Annotated in this window: 20 protein-coding genes; 12 read left to right on the plus strand and 8 right to left on the minus strand. The window is 66.6% G+C overall.

Annotation, left to right across the window (positions count from 1 at the left end):
• The first annotated feature begins 128 nt into the window (after positions 1–128).
• The 6 genes from ribBA to A7V84_RS09895 all read left to right on the plus strand — a co-directional run bounded on the left by ribBA (position 129) and on the right by A7V84_RS09895 (position 4,451).
• Positions 129–1,316, plus strand: a complete 1,188-nt coding sequence (ribBA, locus tag A7V84_RS09870; RefSeq protein ID WP_033535485.1) for a bifunctional 3,4-dihydroxy-2-butanone-4-phosphate synthase/GTP cyclohydrolase II — start codon at positions 129–131, stop codon at positions 1,314–1,316.
• Positions 1,313–1,831: a 6,7-dimethyl-8-ribityllumazine synthase gene (ribH, locus tag A7V84_RS09875; protein WP_025513033.1), complete on the plus strand. Its 519-nt coding sequence runs from the start codon at positions 1,313–1,315 to the stop codon at positions 1,829–1,831. Before ribBA ends, ribH begins: the two co-directional genes overlap by 4 nt.
• A gap of 7 nt (positions 1,832–1,838) precedes the next feature.
• Positions 1,839–2,309, plus strand: coding sequence for a transcription antitermination factor NusB (nusB, locus tag A7V84_RS09880; protein ID WP_025513032.1), 471 nt, complete (start codon positions 1,839–1,841; stop codon positions 2,307–2,309).
• 18 nt (positions 2,310–2,327) lie between these two features.
• A complete protein-coding gene (gene thiL, locus A7V84_RS09885; protein ID WP_025513031.1) occupies positions 2,328–3,287 on the plus strand; it encodes a thiamine-phosphate kinase in 960 nt (319 codons plus the stop codon).
• Positions 3,288–3,393: 106 nt separating this feature from the next.
• Positions 3,394–3,897, plus strand: a complete 504-nt coding sequence (locus tag A7V84_RS09890) for a phosphatidylglycerophosphatase A family protein (RefSeq protein ID WP_033535483.1) — start codon at positions 3,394–3,396, stop codon at positions 3,895–3,897.
• Positions 3,894–4,451, plus strand: coding sequence for a CinA family protein (locus tag A7V84_RS09895; protein ID WP_025513029.1), 558 nt, complete (start codon positions 3,894–3,896; stop codon positions 4,449–4,451). The genes A7V84_RS09890 and A7V84_RS09895 overlap by 4 nt, the downstream gene beginning before the upstream one ends.
• Positions 4,452–4,469: 18 nt before the next feature.
• On the opposite strand, the gene pyrF is transcribed toward A7V84_RS09895, so the two are convergent.
• The 7 genes from pyrF to A7V84_RS09930 form a co-directional block, all read right to left on the minus strand.
• Positions 4,470–5,288 (minus strand): orotidine-5'-phosphate decarboxylase, encoded by an 819-nt coding sequence (pyrF, locus tag A7V84_RS09900; RefSeq protein ID WP_033535481.1) that lies wholly within the window; start codon positions 5,286–5,288, stop codon positions 4,470–4,472.
• Between the two features lie 5 nt (positions 5,289–5,293).
• Entirely contained in the window at positions 5,294–6,607 is a 1,314-nt protein-coding gene (locus tag A7V84_RS09905) for an NAD(P)/FAD-dependent oxidoreductase (RefSeq protein ID WP_025513027.1), read from the minus strand.
• Positions 6,608–6,672: 65 nt separating this feature from the next.
• Positions 6,673–7,065 (minus strand): diacylglycerol kinase, encoded by a 393-nt coding sequence (locus tag A7V84_RS09910; RefSeq protein ID WP_025513026.1) that lies wholly within the window; start codon positions 7,063–7,065, stop codon positions 6,673–6,675.
• A 72-nt stretch (positions 7,066–7,137) separates the two neighbouring features.
• On the minus strand, positions 7,138–8,073 hold the full coding sequence (locus A7V84_RS09915; protein WP_063491837.1) for a YihY/virulence factor BrkB family protein: 936 nt from the start codon (positions 8,071–8,073) through the stop codon (positions 7,138–7,140).
• Positions 8,074–8,242: 169 nt separating this feature from the next.
• Positions 8,243–9,883, minus strand: coding sequence for a chaperonin GroEL (gene groL / locus A7V84_RS09920; RefSeq protein WP_025513024.1), 1,641 nt, complete (start codon positions 9,881–9,883; stop codon positions 8,243–8,245).
• A 33-nt stretch (positions 9,884–9,916) separates the two neighbouring features.
• Complete coding sequence (locus A7V84_RS09925; protein WP_025513023.1) at positions 9,917–10,204, minus strand: co-chaperone GroES; 288 nt, start codon at positions 10,202–10,204, stop codon at positions 9,917–9,919.
• A 475-nt stretch (positions 10,205–10,679) separates the two neighbouring features.
• Positions 10,680–11,597 (minus strand): LysR substrate-binding domain-containing protein, encoded by a 918-nt coding sequence (locus tag A7V84_RS09930; RefSeq protein ID WP_127070767.1) that lies wholly within the window; start codon positions 11,595–11,597, stop codon positions 10,680–10,682.
• Positions 11,598–11,666: 69 nt separating this feature from the next.
• Between A7V84_RS09930 and A7V84_RS09935 the strand changes: the two genes are divergently transcribed.
• From A7V84_RS09935 to A7V84_RS09955, 5 genes are read left to right on the plus strand one after another with little or no spacing between them, the layout of a single operon-like run.
• On the plus strand, positions 11,667–12,137 hold the full coding sequence (locus tag A7V84_RS09935; protein ID WP_157988183.1) for a nuclear transport factor 2 family protein: 471 nt from the start codon (positions 11,667–11,669) through the stop codon (positions 12,135–12,137).
• A 56-nt stretch (positions 12,138–12,193) separates the two neighbouring features.
• Positions 12,194–13,189, plus strand: coding sequence for a Bug family tripartite tricarboxylate transporter substrate binding protein (locus tag A7V84_RS09940; protein ID WP_157988184.1), 996 nt, complete (start codon positions 12,194–12,196; stop codon positions 13,187–13,189).
• On the plus strand, positions 13,186–13,482 hold the full coding sequence (locus tag A7V84_RS09945; RefSeq protein WP_197479181.1) for a UxaA family hydrolase: 297 nt from the start codon (positions 13,186–13,188) through the stop codon (positions 13,480–13,482). The genes A7V84_RS09940 and A7V84_RS09945 overlap by 4 nt, the downstream gene beginning before the upstream one ends.
• Positions 13,479–14,669, plus strand: a complete 1,191-nt coding sequence (locus A7V84_RS09950; RefSeq protein ID WP_063491840.1) for a UxaA family hydrolase — start codon at positions 13,479–13,481, stop codon at positions 14,667–14,669. The genes A7V84_RS09945 and A7V84_RS09950 overlap by 4 nt, the downstream gene beginning before the upstream one ends.
• Complete coding sequence (locus tag A7V84_RS09955) at positions 14,666–15,709, plus strand: Ldh family oxidoreductase (RefSeq protein ID WP_063491841.1); 1,044 nt, start codon at positions 14,666–14,668, stop codon at positions 15,707–15,709. Before A7V84_RS09950 ends, A7V84_RS09955 begins: the two co-directional genes overlap by 4 nt.
• A 59-nt stretch (positions 15,710–15,768) precedes the next feature.
• Here A7V84_RS09955 and A7V84_RS09960 read toward each other — a convergent pair whose 3' ends face one another.
• Positions 15,769–16,830: an RNA methyltransferase gene (locus tag A7V84_RS09960; protein WP_033535480.1), complete on the minus strand. Its 1,062-nt coding sequence runs from the start codon at positions 16,828–16,830 to the stop codon at positions 15,769–15,771.
• 195 nt (positions 16,831–17,025) lie between these two features.
• Between A7V84_RS09960 and A7V84_RS09965 the strand changes: the two genes are divergently transcribed.
• Positions 17,026–18,012: a Bug family tripartite tricarboxylate transporter substrate binding protein gene (locus A7V84_RS09965; protein ID WP_231886721.1), complete on the plus strand. Its 987-nt coding sequence runs from the start codon at positions 17,026–17,028 to the stop codon at positions 18,010–18,012.
• The last annotated feature ends 106 nt before the right edge of the window (positions 18,013–18,118 follow it).

Below are 18,118 nucleotides of genomic sequence, written 5' to 3' on the forward strand. Positions count from 1 at the left end.
CGAAACAGAAAGCCAGAGCAGTGTACCCGTGCGGGACGGGCGGCATTGTGCCTCGGGGACGGGCATACGCCAAGGGCGCTAAAATCCCTGCTTCCGCATGTCAACGTCTTCATAGTCTGAGCGCTTCCATGTCTGACCCGCATCATTCCGTAGCCCCCGACGCCGACTCGGAGTTCGGCATCGCTTCCGTCCCCGAGATCATCGCCGAGTTGCGCGCGGGCCGCATCGTCATCCTGGTTGATGAAGAAGATCGCGAAAACGAGGGCGACCTCGTCATGGCGGCCGAATTCGTCACGCCCGAGGCGATCAACTTCATGGTGACCCACGGCCGTGGGCTGGTCTGCCTGACCCTCACCGAAGAGCGTTGCCGCCAGCTGGATCTGCCGCTGATGGCCAGCCGCAACGGTACCCGCTACGGCACCAACTTCACCCAGTCCATCGAGGCCGCCGAAGGCGTGGAAACCGGCATTTCGGCGGCCGACCGTGCCCGCACCATCCAGGTGGCGGTGGCGCGTGACGCCAAGCCCAGCGATCTGGTGCAGCCTGGCCATATCTTCCCGGTGCGGGCGGTGCCCGGTGGCGTGCTGGTGCGTGCCGGCCACACGGAGGCGGGCTGCGACCTGACCGCCATGGCCGGCCTGACGCCGGCGGCCGTGATCTGTGAAATCCTCAAGCCCGATGGCTCGATGGCGCGCCTGCCCGATCTGGTGCGCTTTGCGCGCGAGCACGACCTGAAGATCGGCACCATCGCCGACCTCATCCAGTACCGCAGCCAGCACGAGTCCATCATCCAGCGCATGGGCGAGCGTCGCATGCAGACTCCCTGGGGCGAGTTTCAGGCCATCGCCTACCGCGACGACGCGACCGGATCGCCCCACTTGGCCCTGGTCCACGGTAAGATCGACCCCAGCCGCGAAACCCTGGTGCGCGTGCACGAGCCGGCTTCGCTGCTGGATGCCCTGGATACCGGCGCCACCCCGCACAGCTGGGGCCTGGGCCAGGCGCTGACCGCTATTTCCCAGGCGCCTGCCGGTGTGGTGGTTCTGATGAACTGTCAGGCTTCGACCGAACACGTCTTTGGCCAGATCGCCCACTGGAGCGGGCAGGCCCAGGAACCCGCCACTCCCAGCGACGGCGAGCGCTTCGGCTTGCGCACCTACGGGATCGGCGCCCAGATTCTGCGTGATTTGCAGGTCGGCCAGATGCGTTTGCTTGCGCGCCCGCGCAAGATGCCGAGCATGGCCGGGTTTTCCCTTACCATTACAGGTTACGATTGCCCCCCGCCCGCAACTCTCTCCCACAAGGCCCACGAATGAACCCCTATATCCTTACCCCTGACCTGAACGGCGAAGGGCTGCACATCGGTATCGTGCGTGCCCGTTTCAACGAAGAAATCGGCCAGACCGAACTGGCTGCCTGCCTGGACGAGCTGGCCAAGCTGGGCGTCGACGAGCGCGACGTGATGGTCGTGTCCGTGCCCGGCGCCCTGGAGCTGGGCGTGGCGCTGGCCCGCATGGCCGAGTCCTATGAGTTCGACGCCCTGATCGCGCTGGGCTCGGTCATCCGTGGCGAGACCTACCACTTCGAAGTGGTCAGCAATGAAATGGCCACGGCGATTTCCCGTATTTCCCTGGAGACCGGCATTCCGGTCGCCAATGGCGTCCTGACCGTCGACACCGACGAGCAGGCCGTCGCCCGGGCCGAAGGCAAGGGTCGCGATTGCGCCCAGGTGGCTGTTGAAATGGCCAATCTGTGCGCGGCGCTCGAGCCCGAGGAAGATGACGACGAGGACGAAGATTTTGACGACGAAGAAGACGACGACCAGCGCTGATAGCGCGGTGGCTGCGCGCGCCAATGCGCGCAGCGCACGCCGCCGGGCGCGCGAATTTGCACTGCAGGGCGTTTACGCCTGGCTGCTGCGTGGCGGCCAGGGCAATCAGGATGCCGGTGAGATCGACGCGCATCTGCGCGATGCCGAAGATTTCTCGGAAGCCGACGCCCAGTGGTTCAAGACGCTGCTGCACGGCGTCTTCCGCGAGGCCCCGACGCTGCGTGAGCAGTTCTCGCCCTACGTGGATCGCCCGCTGGCCGAACTTTCGCCGGTCGAGCACGGCATACTGCTGATCGGCAGCTATGAGCTGGTGCACCATGTCGAGGTGCCGTACAAGGTCGCCATCAACGAGGCCGTTGAACTGGCCAAGTCGTTCGGCGGCACCGACGGGTTCAAATTCGTCAACGGCGTGCTCGACAAACTGGCTGCCGACGTGCGCACCGCCGAGGTTCAGGCCGCGGCTCAACAGCGGCGCTAAGGCGCCGTCTCCCGGGCCGTGGCTTCCGAGTTCGACCTCATCGCCCGCCATTTCACGCGGACCGCGCCCGGGGACATCCTGGGCGTGGGCGATGATTGCGCGCTCTTTCCGGTGCCCGAGGGCATGCGCGTGGCGGTCAGCAAGGACTTGCTGATCGCCGGGCGCCACTTCTACCCCGATGCCGATCCCAGGGCCGTGGGCCACAAGGCCCTGGCCGTCAATCTTTCCGATCTTGCCGCCATGGGCGCGCAGCCGCTGGGCTGCCTGCTGGGGCTGGCGCTGCCGGCGCGCGACGATGCCTGGCTGGCCGCTTTCGCCGAGGGTTTCCATGCCCTGGCCCGGGCGCATGGCTGCCCCCTCATCGGCGGCGACACTACCCGCAGCCCGCATGACCTGACGCTCAGCGTGACGGTGTTCGGCGCGGTGCCCGCAGACACCGCCTTGCGCCGCGACGGCGCCTGCGTGGATGACGATATCTGGGTGTCGGGCGCGCTGGGGGCGGCCGACGTCGCCTACCGTCTGCTTGATGGGCAACTGCCCGCCGATGCGGCGCGCCTGGCCCTGACCCGGCGCGCGCTGGAGTGGCCGCAGCCGCGCGTGGCGCTGGGCCTGGCGCTGCGCGGCCTGGCGCACGCCGCCATCGATCTCTCCGATGGGCTGGGCCAGGATCTGGGCCATATTCTGACTGCCAGTGGCGTGGCTGCCGAACTGCTTTTCGAAAGCCTGCCGCGCGCTGCCGGGCTGGACGGCCTGCCGCCGGCCGTGCTGCGCCAGGCGCTGCTGGGCGGCGGGGACGTCTACGAACTCTGCTTCACCGCCTCGCCCGCGCGGCGGGCGGAAATCGAGGCCGCGGGCGCGGCCTGCGGCGTGCCGCTCACCCGTATCGGGCGCATCCAGGCCGGCCAGGGGCTGGTGTTGCGCGATGCACAGGGTCAGGCCATCGAACAATTGCCGGGCGGCTTCGACCACTTCGCCTGAGCGCCGCGCGAAAGTGCCGGCTGCCGGGGCCCTGGCCTGCTACCATGCGGAACACCTTAGTCCGGCCCGTCTGGCCCCGCCCATGAACCCCTCTGCTTCTCCTTCCATGCGCGAACGCTCGCGCGTCGATTACCCCGCCCTGTCCTGGGTGCTGGCCCGTCCGGCGCGCCTGATCGCCTTCGGCTTCGGCAGCGGCCTCATCCGCCCGGCCTCGGGCACCTGGGGCACGCTGGCCGCCTGGATCATCTGGTTGTTGCTGCCGGCCATGTCCGCGCCCCTGACAGGCGCGCTGCTTGCGGTCGCTTTCCTCTATGGTTGCTGGGCCTGCGGGCGTGCCGGGCGAGAGCTGGGCGTACACGATCACGTCGGCATGGTGTGGGACGAAATGGTGGCCTTCTGGCTGGTGCTGTGGCTCACGCCTGCGGGCTGGCTGGCGCAAAGCGTGGCCTTTGTGCTGTTCCGTTTTTTCGACATCGTCAAACCCCCGCCCATCAAGGCTTTCGACGCCCGTCTCCAGGGCGGCCTGGGTGTGATGTGGGACGATATATTGGCTGCCGTCTATGCCCTGCTGGTCATGGCGGCGGCAGTTCGCATGGGAGTGCTGGGATGAATGTGCACAAGACAGCGGGGCTGGCGCCCGCCAACCTGAGCGCAGCCACACAGGCGGGGCTGGCCGAACGCGTGGGCGAGGTGCTGCTTGCCCGTGACTGGATGCTGGGCACGGCCGAGTCGTGCACCGGCGGCCTGCTGGGCGCGGCGCTCACCAGCGTGGCGGGCGCCAGTGGCTGGTTCGAGCGCGGCTTCATCACCTACAGCAACGCGGCCAAGGTCGACCTGTTGCAGGTCTCGACCGAGACGCTGGAGCACTTTGGCGCCGTGAGCGAAGAGGTGGCCCTGGAAATGGCGCAGGGCGTGCTGCTGGCCGCGCCACGGGCCCATGCGGCCATCTCGACCACCGGCATCGCCGGCCCGGGCGGGGCCACGCCGGGCAAGCCGGTGGGCATGGTGTGTTTTGCCTTTGCCATGCGTACCCAGGAAGGCATCAGTTCGCGCGCGGTCACCCACGTCTTCGAGGGCGGGCGCGAGCAGGTGCGTCAGGCGGCGGTGGAGTTCGCGCTGCGCGGCATGCTGGAGCTGCTGGGCGCGGGCCTGAACCGGCGCTGAGCGCGCCGGACAGCCGCTTCAGCGCACCGCGTTGATGGCGTCGCGCAGTTGCTGCGCGGCCTGGCCGGCTGCTTCGCGCCAATCATCGCCGCTGCTGGCGTAGATGATGGCGCGCGACGAGTTGATCATCATGCCGGTGCGTGCCGAGGTGGCGCCGGCCTGCACGGTGGCCGTGATGTCGCCGCCCTGTGCGCCGATGCCGGGCACCAGCAGGGGCATGCTGTCGCCGATGCGCTGGCGCACGGCGGCCAGTTCATTCGGAAAGGTTGCGCCGACCACCAGGCCGCACTGGCCATGGGCATTCCATTTGTCGGCCACCAGGCCGGCCACGTGCAGATACAGCGGCTCACCCTGGTTCACCGACAGGAACTGCAGATCCGAACCGCCCGCATTGGAGGTGCGGCACAGCACGATCACACCCCGGTCGCGCCAGGCGAGGTAGGGCTCGACCGAATCCAGGCCCATATAGGGGCTGACCGTCAGTGCATGCGCCTGGTAGCGCTCATAGGCTTCGCGCGCATAATTCTCGGCCGTCGAGCCGATGTCGCCGCGCTTGGCGTCCAGCACGATGGGCAGGTCCGGATGGTGCTCGCGGATATGGGCGCACAGCGCTTCAAGCTGATCTTCGGCGCGGTGCGCGGCAAAGTAGGCGATCTGCGGCTTGAAGCTGCAGGCATAGGGCGCGGTGGCATCCACGATGCCGCGGCAGAAGGTCAGGATGGCGTCGGGCTTGCCCTGCAACTCACGCGGGAAACGGGCGGGGTCCGGGTCCAGGCCGACTTGCAGCAGGGTGTTCCGGGACGTCCAGGCGTGTTCGAGTTTTTGTAGAAAAGTCATGGGAATCAGTGCAGTTTGACCCTGGGGTGGGTGCGTCGCATCAGCAGGCGCGCCAGGGCCATGGTGACCATGCGCGAGGTACCCAGCACCGCGCGGTGGTGCATCAGGTGCAGGCTCATATACATCAGGCGTGCCAGTGTACCGCTTACGAACAGACCCCGTCCGCTGAGCTTGCCCATCAGGCTGCCGACGCCCGCGTCCTGGCCCAGCGATACCAGCGAGCCGTGGTCCTTGTAGACATAGGGCCCGACCGGCTCGGGTTTGCCGCGCACGCGCGCCTTCAGGCGCTCGGCCAGATAGCTGGCCTGCTGATGGGCGGCCTGGGCGCGCGCCGGCACAGTGCGGCCGTCGGTCCACGGCGCCGCGCAGCAATCGCCCAATGCCATCACATGGGGGTCTTCCGTCTCCAGGCGTTCGTTGACCAGCAGCTGGCCGCTCTTGTTCAGCGGCATGCCCAGCTGGGCCAGCACCTCGGGGCCGCGGATGCCGGCCGCCCACAGGCAGAGCGAGGCGGGCATGCTGCGCCCGTCGGCCGTCTGGACATGGTCCGGATGCACTTCGGCGACCCGGCAGTCGGTTTCGACCCGGATGCCGAGTTCCAGGAGGCGCCGGGTGGCGGCCTGGGAAATTTTTTCCGGCAGGGCGGCCAGGATACGCGGCGCGCCTTCGACCAGGGTGATCGCCATGTCGCGCTCGACCTGGAAGTCCGGCAGGCCGTAGGCGCTGACCACCTGGCTGGCCTCGGTCAGTTCGACGGCCAGCTCCACGCCGGTGGCGCCGCCGCCGACGATGACCAGATCCAGCCGTGCGCCCGGGTTGCGGCGCTTTTCCTGGTCCACCAGCGCCATGGCGCGCAGGATGGTGAGCCGGAAGCTCTCGGCGTTTTCGATGTTGTCCAGCGTCACGGCATGCTCGGCCGCGCCCGGGGTATTGAAGAAATTGGAAGCACTGCCCAGCGCCAGCACCAGGGTGCCGTAGTCGAACTCGCGTTCACCCAGCACCTCGTCGCCGCGCGGGTCGCGTACCGGGCCGATGCGGATGCGCTGTTGCGGGCGATCCACTGCCAGCAGCTCGCCCTGGGCGAAACGAAAGCCCGCCAGGCGGGCCAGCATCAGGTACGACAAGCCTTCCTGGTGGATATCCAGAGTGCCTGCCGCGACCTCATGCAGCGACGGCTTCCAGATATGGAACGGCCGGCTGTCCACCAGCAAGACGTGTTCCGGGCCCAGCGCGCGGCCCAGGCGGCAAGCCAGTTCCAGGCCGCCGGCGCCACCGCCGACAATGATGATCTGTTGCGAAGAGCTGCTGGCGTGTGTCATGGGGGCCGACCGATGAGTCTGGAACACCCAGTATAGAAGCAGCCCGGTCAGACGCAAACGGCGCTTCAGCTCCAGGCGTAACGGCTGATTGCCACGCCGGCCCACACCACGCCCGTGAAAATCAGCATCAGCATCACGGCGGCGCTGCCCAGGTCCTTGGCGCGGCCAAGCAGCGGGTGGCGTTCGACCGAGAGGGCGTCGGCCAGCGCCTCGATGGCCGAATTCAGCAGCTCGACCACCAGCACCAGCACCACCGTCGCGATCAGCAGGAACACCTCGGTGGTATTGCGCCCCAGGAAAAATGCCGCCGGAATCATCAGCACGGCCAGCGCCAGTTCCTGGCGAAACGCCGCCTCGTACTTGATCGCCGCTTTCAGGCCCTGCCAGGAATAGCGCAACGCATTGAAGATGCGGCGCAGACCGCCGGTGCTTTTGAAAGGCGAAGGGTGTGAGGTCATGGCGCGAGAAGGCAGTGGAGGTGGCCGCTTTTTACCAGATAAGCATGGCGCGCGTAAGCGCCGCCTGCGTGCCTACGGCGGATCCATGGCCGGCGTGTCCGGCGCCTTACGGGTGTCGGGCAGCACTCCGCCGCCTTCGATGGCCTGCGCCCGCAGCGCGTATTGCTGGGTGACGACCGCGCCAAAGAAGAAAATCTGCGCCGAGTAATACACCCACAGCAGCACCGCGATCAGCGAGCCTGCCGCGCCATAGGCCGAGGCCACGCTGCCGCGGCTCAGGTACAGGCCGATGCCCCACTTGCCCAGCAGGAACAGCGCCGCGGTCACGACGGCGCCGGGAATCACGTGGCGCCAGGGCAGCGATACGCTGGGCAGCAGCTTGAAGATCACCGCAAACAGCGCCGTGACCACCGAGAAGGAAAACAGGCTGGCGATCCATTCGCCGGCCAGCGCCACGCCCGAGTAGGTCCACAGCTCGCCATATAGGCTGCGCGCCAGGCCCATGGCCGCATTGACCAGCAGGGAAAACAGCAGGAAGCAGGCCAGCACCAGCACCAGCCCGAAAGACAGCAGCCGGCTGCGTACCATGCCGCGCACCCCGGAGGTGCTGGGCTTGCAGTCCCACAGTTCGTCCAGGCTGGCCTTGAGCTCGGCAAAGGCGGTGGTGGCGCTGAACACCAGCACGCCGATCGACACCAGCGCCGCGAGCCAGCCCTTGCCCGACTCGTGCGCACTGGCCAGCACCGTGGCCACGACATCGGCGCCGCGCTCGCCCATCAGGTCGCGCACCTGCTCGAACAGCTCCGAGCGCACCGTGTCCTCGCCAAAGAAGGTACCCGCCACGGCGATTACCAGGATCAGCATGGGGGCCAGCGAGAACACCATGTACAGGGCCAGCGCGGCCCCCTTGCTGGAGGCACGATGGCTGGACCACTGGCGCGCGGCGTCCATCAGCAGGCCGGCCAGCGGCCTGGGGTGGCAGATACGCAGCAGCGTCGGAAAGCGCATGGGGGCTCACAGAAAACGGATCAACCTCATTGTAGGCATGCCCGGCCCCGGCCAGGCAAACCGGCCGCACAAAACAAAACCCCCGCGGGCAGGCCCGAGGGGGTCTTGATCGCAAGAGAGAGCCGCGTGGCGAAGGTACGCGGCGCTCCCGAAGGCCGGATGGCGGGACTTAGAAGTCCATGCCGCCCATGCCGCCCATGCCGCCCGGCATGGCCGGGGCAGCGGGCTTGTCTTCAGCCAGTTCGACCACGGCGGCCTCGGCCGTCAGCAGCAGGCTGGCCACCGAAGCGGCGTTCTGCAGCGCGGTGCGGGTCACCTTGGTGGGATCCAGCACGCCCTGGGCGACCAGGTCGGTGTACTCGCCGGTGGCGGCGTTGTAACCGAAGTTACCCTTGCCGTTCAGGACGTTGTTCACCACCACGCTGGCTTCTTCGCCGGCGTTGGTCACGATGGTGCGCAGCGGCTCTTCGACAGCGCGCAGGATCAGCTTGATACCGGCGTTCTGGTCGGCAGTGGCGCCTTGCAGTTCGGCGATGGCTTGCTTGGCACGCAGCAGGGCCACGCCGCCACCAGCCACCACGCCTTCTTCCACCGCGGCACGGGTTGCGTGCAGGGCGTCTTCGACGCGGGCCTTCTTTTCCTTCATTTCGACTTCGGTGGCAGCACCGACGCGGATCACGGCAACGCCGCCGGCCAGCTTGGCCACGCGCTCTTGCAGCTTTTCACGGTCGTAGTCCGAGGTCGCTTCTTCGATCTGGGCGCGGATCTGCTTGACGCGGGCCTCGATCGACTTGCCGTCGCCGGCGCCGTCGATGATCGTGGTGTTTTCCTTGGCAACTTCGATGCGCTTGGCTTGGCCCAGGTCCTGCAGGGTGGCCTTTTCCAGCGACATGCCGGTTTCTTCGGAGATCACCGTGCCGCCCGTCAGGATGGCGATGTCTTCCAGCATGGCCTTGCGACGATCGCCGAAGCCCGGGGCCTTGACGGCGGTGGTCTTCAGGATGCCACGGATGTTGTTCACCACCAGGGTCGCCAGGGCTTCGCCTTCGACGTCTTCGGCGATGATCAGCAGCGGACGGCTGGACTTGGCAACTTGCTCCAGCACCGGCAGCAGATCACGGATGTTGCTGATCTTCTTGTCGAAGATCAGAACGTACGGATCGTCCAGAGCGGCAACTTGCTTGTCCGGGTTGTTGATGAAGTAGGGCGACAGGTAGCCGCGGTCGAATTGCATGCCTTCGACGACGTCCAGCTCGTTTTCCAGCGACTTGCCGTCTTCGACGGTGATGACGCCTTCCTTGCCGACCTTGTCCATCGCGTCAGCGATGATCTGGCCGATGGAGCTGTCGCTGTTGGCCGAGATCGAGCCAACCTGGGCGATTTCCTTGCTGGTGGTCACCGGCTTGGAGATCTTCTGCAGCTCAACCACGGCGGCGGCCACGGCCTTGTCGATGCCGCGCTTGAGGTCGATCGGGTTGAAACCGGCGGCAACGTACTTCAGGCCTTCCTGAACGATGGCCTGAGCCAGCACGGTGGCGGTGGTGGTGCCGTCACCGGCGTTGTCCGAGGTCTTGGCGGCAACGTCCTTGACCAGCTGGGCGCCGATGTTCTCGAACTTGTCCTTCAGTTCGATTTCCTTGGCAACCGACACGCCGTCCTTGGTCACGGTCGGGGCGCCGAAGGAGCGCTCCAGCACGACGTTGCGGCCCTTGGGACCCAGGGTGGTCTTGACCGCGTTGGCCAGGGTGTTCACGCCGCGCACGATGCGCACGCGGGCGTCTTCAGCAAACAGTACTTGTTTGGCAGCCATTTTTCAGCTTCCTTCCGAGAATGGGGTTCGCAATTACTGGATCACGGCGAGGATTTCTTCCTCGCGGATGACGAGCAGCTCTTCGCCATCGACCTTGACGCTTTGACCGGCATACTTGCCGAACAGCACCTTGTCGCCGACCTTCAGGTCGACCGGCAGAACCTTGCCGTCTTCCGTCTTCTTGCCGGGGCCGACAGCCAGCACTTCGCCTTGATCGGGCTTTTCAGCGGCGCTGTCGGGGATGACGATGCCGGAAGCGGTCTTACGCTCGTTGTCCAGGCGTTTGACGATCACGCGATCGTGCAGGGGACGCAGGGCCATGAAGAACTCCTGTTTCGATAACTAGAAGATTGATCGGTTTTGGCGCGGGAGGCTTGTTAGCACTCACCGGCGACGAGTGCTAATTATAGGGATGACTTCGCAGGCTTCAAGGGGGAGGGGGCGTGCTGTTACATATTGGTGGGGAAATAATTGGGGACGGGTGTTGGATTCCATTGAGTCTGGAATTTTCGTCATCCCGTCTGGCACTGACGGCGCCGCTCGTGATGGGCGCTGACCGCAGTCGTAGCGTCGCTGGCGGCCGCATGGCCGGATGCACTCTGTGCCGGCTTGGTGCAACGCATTGAAAAATAATGATTTATCCGATTTTTCCTCGACTTGGGGAAAGTTCAGACATCGTGAATCTGCATTGCTCGCTCTATGCGCTATGAGGCTTTCCGGTCGCAGCCTTGCCGGATGCGGGCCGGGCGAGGTCTGTACGCCGTGCCCTGCCGGATCCGCGGCGGGAAGGGTGATGTTATCTGGCGGCGCATATGCTCAATAGCCACTCGCGGAACACTCTGCATTTGCGCGGCAGCTCGGCGCGCGGATACACCAGGTACCAGCTCTTGTTGCTCGTGATGGGGCGCTCGAAGGGGATCAGCAGTTCCTTGCGCCGGAGCATTTCCGTGGCGAACGAAGGTCGGCCGAGCACGACGCCCATGCCTGCGAGCGCGGCTTCGACCGCAACGACATAGGAGTCGAACTGGTGCCCCTTGGCGAGCAGGGCGGGATCGGGCAGGCGCTCCGCACCCTGGCGCGTTTCCCGGAACCATCGCGGCCAATCCTCCGGCGACGTCGTGATATGCAGCAGCGGAAAACGCAGCAGTTCATCGGGTTGCAGCAGCGTACTGCGCCGGTACAGCTGCGGAGACAGCATGGGCACCATGTCCGGACTGACCAGTGGTTCGAAGCAGAACTGCGGGTCATGCTCATACGCCCGAATGGCCAGGTCACAGGTGTCGTAAAAATCCGTCAGCGCATGGGTCACCGATAGCAGCTTGATCTGGATCCAGGGGTGGCGCCGCGTGAAGTCAGGCAGCCTGGGAATCAGCCAACGCATCGCGAAATTGGGCAGCACGCTCAGGGTCAGCGTGGAGGCGGCTTGCGGGCCGGTCACGTCCTCCGTGGCCGCCTGGATCAAGTCGAATGCGCTTTTGAGCGAGGGGGCCAGGCTCTCGCCCCGCTCTGTCAGCTCCAGCCCCCCCCGCGTGCGGCGAAACACCGCAAAGCCGAACCATTCCTCCAGGCTTTTGATCTGCTGGCTGACCGCCGCCGGCGTGACATGCAGGTCCTGCGCGGCCTGCGCGAAGCTGCGCAGGCGCGCGGTCGCCTCGAATACCTGAAGCGCCTTCAAAGGAGGAAGTCTGCGGCTCATCGTGATGTTGGCTATCAAGCAATTCCATGGGTGACATTAGAAATTCTAACGATGATTGGCATCATGCTTAGAAAAAAGGCGGCAAAAATGAAGGCTACGCCAAAGGAGACATTCAAGAACATGACGATGGAAACCATTACGCCGCAGGTTCACATGGCCTGCGTCGATGCCATTCAACGATTTGCCATGCTGGTGGACGCGGCAAGGTACGACGAGGCCGCCGAACTGTTCGCCGTCGATGGCGTGCTGCAGCGCCCCAATGAACGTATCGAAGGCCGTGCGGCGTTGCTGTCGTCCTTCAAGGCCCGGCCAGTCCAACGCCTGACGCGCCACATTCTCACCAACGTGCTGCTGGAACCCGCCGGCCCCGGCCGGATTCGCGCCTTCAGCTATGTCTCGGTCTATCGTCATCTGGGCCAGGAACCTGTGCGGCCCGAGCTGCCGGTGGCCGCCCGGCCGCCGGAGACCATCGCGGAGTACAGCGATGAGCTGTGCCTGCACGACGGTCAATGGCTGCTTCGGCGCCGCACGGTGCGCCCTGTGTTCGACACGCCCTAGGGCAAGGCTTTTTCCGGCACGGCCGAACCTGAGGCCGGATGCTGAAGGAGAACGTGATGTCTGAAATGCACAGGCGGCCAGGCGCGATGCGCAAGGGGCTGTCCCGTCTGCAATGCGCAGTCTTGATCGCCCTTGGCGCGCTGTCGCTGGCTGGCGCCGCCCGGGCCGAGGACCCGGCCATCCGCATCGTGGTGTCGCTGCCGGCTGGCGGCGGCGTGGATGTCATGGCGCGCTATCTGGCCCAGCAACTGGGAAAGGAGCTGCAACGTTCCGTGGTGGTGGAGAACCGCCCCGGCGGCAGCGGGACGATCGCCGCTCGCGCGGTCATGAATGCGCCGGAGGGTCAGACGACCCTGCTGGCGGGGGGGAACCAGGAAATCACCATTGCGCCGCATCTGCTCAAAGATGCGCACTACCGGCCGCTGGAGTCCCTGGTGCCGGTGCTGCAAGTCGGCGTGGTGCCGTCGGTCGTGGTCGCCAAGGCTGGAACCGACGCCGGACCCGACGCCTTGCTGCAAGGCCTGAAGGAGCGGCGCGACTTGTCCATCGGCATACCCGGACGCGGCACGCCCATGCATATCGCCCTGGAAGACGTCGCTCACCAGGCTGGCGGGCAATTCCTGGCGGTGCCGTACAAGGGAGCGCCAGACGTGCTGACGGGGGTGTTGTCGGGATCCACCCGATATGGCGCCGTCGGTTATTCGGCCGCCAAGAGCATGCTGGACGGGGGCAGCCTCGTCACGGTGGCCGTGTTGGCGCAACAGCGCTCCCCGCTGCTTCCCCAGGTGCCTGCCATGGCCGAGCAGACCCTGTTCGAGCAAGGCCTGCCGCAAGTCTGGTACGGCTTTTTCATGCCGGGCAAGACGGCCGAGGACGAGGTGCGCAAGATCTCCGCTGCCTTTGAGCGGCTGCTGGGCCAGGCGCCCGTGCAGGCCCGCTTGCGAGAGCTGGGCATCCAGGTCACCGGCCTGGGGGAGTCCGCATTCGCCCAGGCGCTGGAGGCCGAATCCCGCTACTACCGCGATGCCATTCTTCAATACAAGGTTCAATGATGAAAGCCAATCTCGCCCTGATGATCGACCCGAGCGACCACGTGGCCACTGCCTTCGTGGCCCTGCCTGCCGGCAGCAATGTTGCGGTGCAGGCCGGACCGGCCGCGTACCGTGTCACGTTGCGCGACGCCATCCCCTGCGGACACAAATTCGCCCTGACCGACATCGACGAGGGCAGCGAAGTGCGCAAGTACGGCGCGCCCATCGGACGCGCCACGCGACCGATATCCGCGGGCGATCATATCCATCTCCACAATCTGGAAAGCCAGCGTGGCAGGGGGGATCGCTCATGAACGCATCTGTCTGGGGATACCCGCGCGGCGATGGCAGCTTCGGCATCCGCAACCATGTCGCCGTCATCGCGGCGATGGATAACGTCAACCCGGTGGCGCGCCGCATCTGCGAGTCCGTCAAGGGCACGGTGCCTGTTTGCGTTGCCTATGGGCGAGGTCAGTTTGCAGACGATCTGGCCCAGCATGACCGCGTACTGCTGAACTATGCCACCCATCCCAATGTGGCCGCCGTGCTGATCATCGGCCTGGAGCCCGTCACCACACAGCGCCTGGCCACCGCCGTGGCGGCCGCCGGCCGGCCCGTGCGGGCGCTGGACGTGCAGAGCGCCGGCGGCACCATTGAAGCGGTCGCGCAAGGGATCCGCGAGGCCGCCGCGCTGGTGGTCGAGAGCTCCGGCATCATGCGTACGCCTATGCCCTTGAGCGAGCTGGTGATCGGCGTCGAATGCGGCGCTTCCGACGCTACCTCGGGCTTGACCGCCAACGCCACCACCGGGCTGGTGGCGGACTGGGTGGTACAAGCCGGAGGCGTGGTGATCCTGTCGGAGATCGACGAGATCGTGGGCGCCGAAGCCAGCCTTGCGGAGCGCGCCTGCGACCCGGAGGTCGCGGCGCGATTGCTGGCAGCCGTGGCGCGCCTGGAGGCCTTGTCCGCCTTTCAGGGGCTGCAGCTGTGGCCGCTGGGCGAGGACAACATCGCGGGCGGCCTGACCACGGTGGAGGAGAAATCGCTGGGAGCAGTGCGCAAGGGCGGCACGTCCCCGCTGCGCGAGGTAATCGGCTACGGCGAAAAGCCACAGCGCAAAGGACTGGTCTTCATGGATGCTCCCGCGCCAGGCGTGGAGAACATCGCCGCCCTGGCGGCCGGGGGAGCGCACCTGATCCTGTTCAACACCGGCGTGGGCAATCCGGTGGGGCATTCGCTTTCGCCCACCATCAAGCTGACCGGAAACCCCGCCACCGCACAGCGCTTTGCCGACAACATCGATGTGGACGTCAGCGGCATCCTGACGGACGGGCAGACGCTTGAGCAAGCGGCCGAAAGGCTGAGGGACGCCATGCTGCGCGTGGTTGACGGCCGGATGACGCAAAGCGAAGTGCTGGGCGACACGGAGGTTTCCATCTCCCGCATCGAACTGGGCTTCATGCGCCACTTGCGTCAGCATGCGCCGGAGCTGCTGGCATGAGCGCCCCGACCGCCACCGCCGCGCGGCTGACAGAATGGGTTGCAGCCGTCTTGCAGCACGCGGGCGTCGCCCCCAGACATGCGTCGCTGGCCGCCGAAGTCATGGTGCGCACGGAACTGCGAGGCGTGGCGACTCACGGCCTGACGCGTCTGGCTTCCTACCTGGACAAGCTGCGTTGCGGTGAAGTGAATCCCGCGCCCGACATCCGCGTGCAGCGCAGTCCGGGCATCTGCACCATTGACGCCGATGGCGCCCTGGGCCAGGTGGCCGCTCTGACAGCCATGCACGAAGGCCTGGCGATGCTGGAAACAGAGGTTTCCGTGATATGCCGCATCCGCGACTGCGGCCACCTGGGCGCCCTGGGCCACTATGCCCTGCTGGCGGCCGAGCGCGGCCACATCGCCCTGGTGTTCCAGCGCACGCCGCCGCTCATGGCCTTGCCGGGCTATGCGGGTCGGGCGGTGGGCAACAACCCGATCGCTTTTGGCTGCCCTGTCCCTGGCGCGGCGCCTCTGGTTTTCGACATGGCCTGCAGTGTGGCCGCACGCGGCCACATCCTGCTGGCGGCCCGGGAAGGGCGCGACATTCCTGCCGACTGGGCCCTGGATGCCGCCGGCCAGCCGACCACTGCGGCCGACGCCGCCCTGGAAGGCGCCTTGTTGCCTATGGCGGCCCACAAGGGAATGGGGCTGGCCATCATGGCCGAGTGCCTGGCTGGCGCGCTGGCCGGCGCCGCACCCGAGTCGCGCCAGAAGATGCAGCACACGCCGCGCAGCGGCGCAGCGGGCGGACAAAGCACCCTGATCTGGCTGGTGAACCCGCAATGCGCGGGCCAGTCGTCGTTTGCCGACTACATGCACGAATGGGCCGCGGGCTTCCAGCTGCGCGGCGGCGCGCAAGCCCGTCTGCCGGGGGCGCGGGCTGCCGCCTGCGAGCAGGCGGCTCTTGCCGATGGGCTGCGTATTCCCGCGGCCCTGGCGCGTGAACTGGAGGCCGTCGGTCAGGCTACGGGATGCCCGCCGCCATGGGCCGTCGATTGAGCCGCCGCGCCAGAAGGCATTGCCGGGCGGGATGAATGCCGGCATCGGGGGCGGGCCGCCTACGCCCGGGCGACCTCCAATGTCACCGTCCCGCAGCGGCGTAGCTGAACGACCTGTTCCGCGCCCACGGCGCGGGCGCGGAGCTGGCCGCAGCCGGCGTCGACGTCCTGGCCGGCGCTGTTCCTGACCTTGGTCAGCACGCCCCGGCGGTGCAGGGAACGGACGATCTCCTGGATGCGGCCGGCGTCGGGCCGTTGGTAGTCATCGCCTTCGAGGCTGTTGAAGGGGATCACGTTGAGCACGCCATACTTGCCTTTGAGCAGGCGCGCCAGGGCGTCGAGTTCGTCGTCGCCGTCGTTGATGCCCTTGAGCAGCGTCCATTGGTACTGGATTGGGTAGTCGGTGTCGCGGGCGTATTTTTCGCCGTGTTCGATCAGGGCTTGCGGCGTGATTCTCGGGGCGCGGGGCAGGAGGTGCTGGCGCAGGTCGGCTTTGGTTGTGTGCAGCGACAGGGCCAGGGCGGGTTTGACGCGTTGCCGGGGCAGGGCGTCGAAGACGCGCAGGTCGCCCACCGTGGAGAACACGAGATTCTTGTGGCCGATGTTGCCTTCGGTGCCCAGCAGGTTGATGGCTTCGAGCACGTTGTCCAGGTTGTGCGCCGGCTCGCCCATGCCCATGAAAACGACTTTTTTCACGGCGCGCTGGCGGCGCGCCAGCACGACCTGGGCCAGGATTTCCATGCTGCTGACCTGGCGCAGCAGGCCGCTTTTGCCGGTCATGCAGAAGCGGCAGCCGACCGCACAGCCGACCTGGGTGGAGACGCAGAGCCCGTCGCGCGGCAGCAGCACGCTTTCCACCATCTGTCCGTCGGCCAGCTCGACCAACAGGCGCGAGCCGTCCTGGCCGGCATGTTCGGCGTGGACGCGGGCCAAGCCATCGAGTTCGGCGGTCAGCGCGGGGATGGCGTGGCGCAGCGCGAGCGGCAGGAAGTTCTCGGTGCTGCGACGCCGCGTGCCCTGGTCGAGCGCTTGCCCCTGAAGCCAGACGCGCATGACCCGGCCGCGATGCAGGGGCAGGGCGCCGAGGGCGGCGAGGCGTTGGTCGAAGTCGGAGAAGCGCATGGGGGCGAATTCTACTCCGCCGCCCCGCAGACCAGGGCTGGCGATCCATAGGCAGCGCTGGCTGCGCACGCGGACTCTGGCTTGGCAGTAAGTTAAATTTTCCCCAACGATGCCGTTTGAGGGATGCCGGATGTGGCGCAAGATGCCGCGGCCGCGAGTCATGAGGTCAATAGCGGTGACAAGAAGAGGGGGGGCATGTCTTTTGCCAAGAGGGTTCGATTGATTGGGATGGTGGCGCTGTGGTTCGCCCCGTTCCTGGCCTGGCCTGCTGCAGCGGGCGATTGTTCGCGGCGTCCGGTGAGCATTGTGGTGCCGACCACGCCAGGCGGCACCGCCGACGTCCTGGCGCGCCTGATCGGCGCGCGGCTCGCGCAGCGCTGGGATCAGGCCGTCGTGGTCGAGAACAAACCGGGCGCCGGCACGTTTACCGCCTCCGATTATGTGGCCCGCGCCAGGCCGGATGGCCACACGCTGATGCTGACGTTTAACGAGGTGGTCACGCTTTCTGCGCTGAATCCCCGCATCGAGCTGGACGTTGAGAACGGCCTGACCCGCGTGGCCAGGATTGGCAGCATGCCCGTCCTGGTGCTGGCCCACCCAAGCGTCGACGCCGCCAACCTGCAGGCCTTGATCGAGCGCTTTCGCGCTAGCCCAGGGCAGTACAGGTACGCGTCCAACGGGGCGGGGGCGTCATTGCAGCTTTTCACCGAGATATTCAAGCGTGAGGCCAAGGTCGACCTAACGCATGTGCCCTATGAGGGGGGGCGGGAAGCATCCCTGGCGGCGATCAACGGCGAGGTCGATCTGTTGGTGCAGTTCGCTTCGGGTAATGTGATTAACCACGTCAAGCGCGGCAGGCTCAGAGCCTACGCCGTGGCGTCGCCGCAGCGGCTGGAGGCCTTGCCCGAGGTGCCGACGGCCGCCGAAGCCGGTCTGCCGGAGCTTCGGCTGGAAGCCTGGTATGGATTGTTCGCCCCGGCTGGCTTGCCTGAGGACCTTGTGCAGAAGATCAACCACGACCTGAACGATATGCTGGCCCTGAGGGACGTCCGGGCGGGCCTCAAAGGCGTCAACCTGCATGCGCAGCCCGGCACGCCACAGCAGTTCGACGAGTTTTTCCGCAGCGAGTACGAGCGATGGGGCGGCCTGATCCGCAGGCTTGGCATCAAAGGCGATGAATGACACTGTCCTGAACCGCGCCTTGAGCGATGTTCCCGGCCTTTTCGCCCACCTTGTGGCCAGTGAGCCCGGGGATTTGCCGGCGCGCCCAGGGTGAGCGGGCGGGGAG

This window comes from Bordetella trematum (genome assembly GCF_900078335.1).
GTDB lineage: Bacteria > Pseudomonadota > Gammaproteobacteria > Burkholderiales > Burkholderiaceae_B > Bordetella > Bordetella trematum.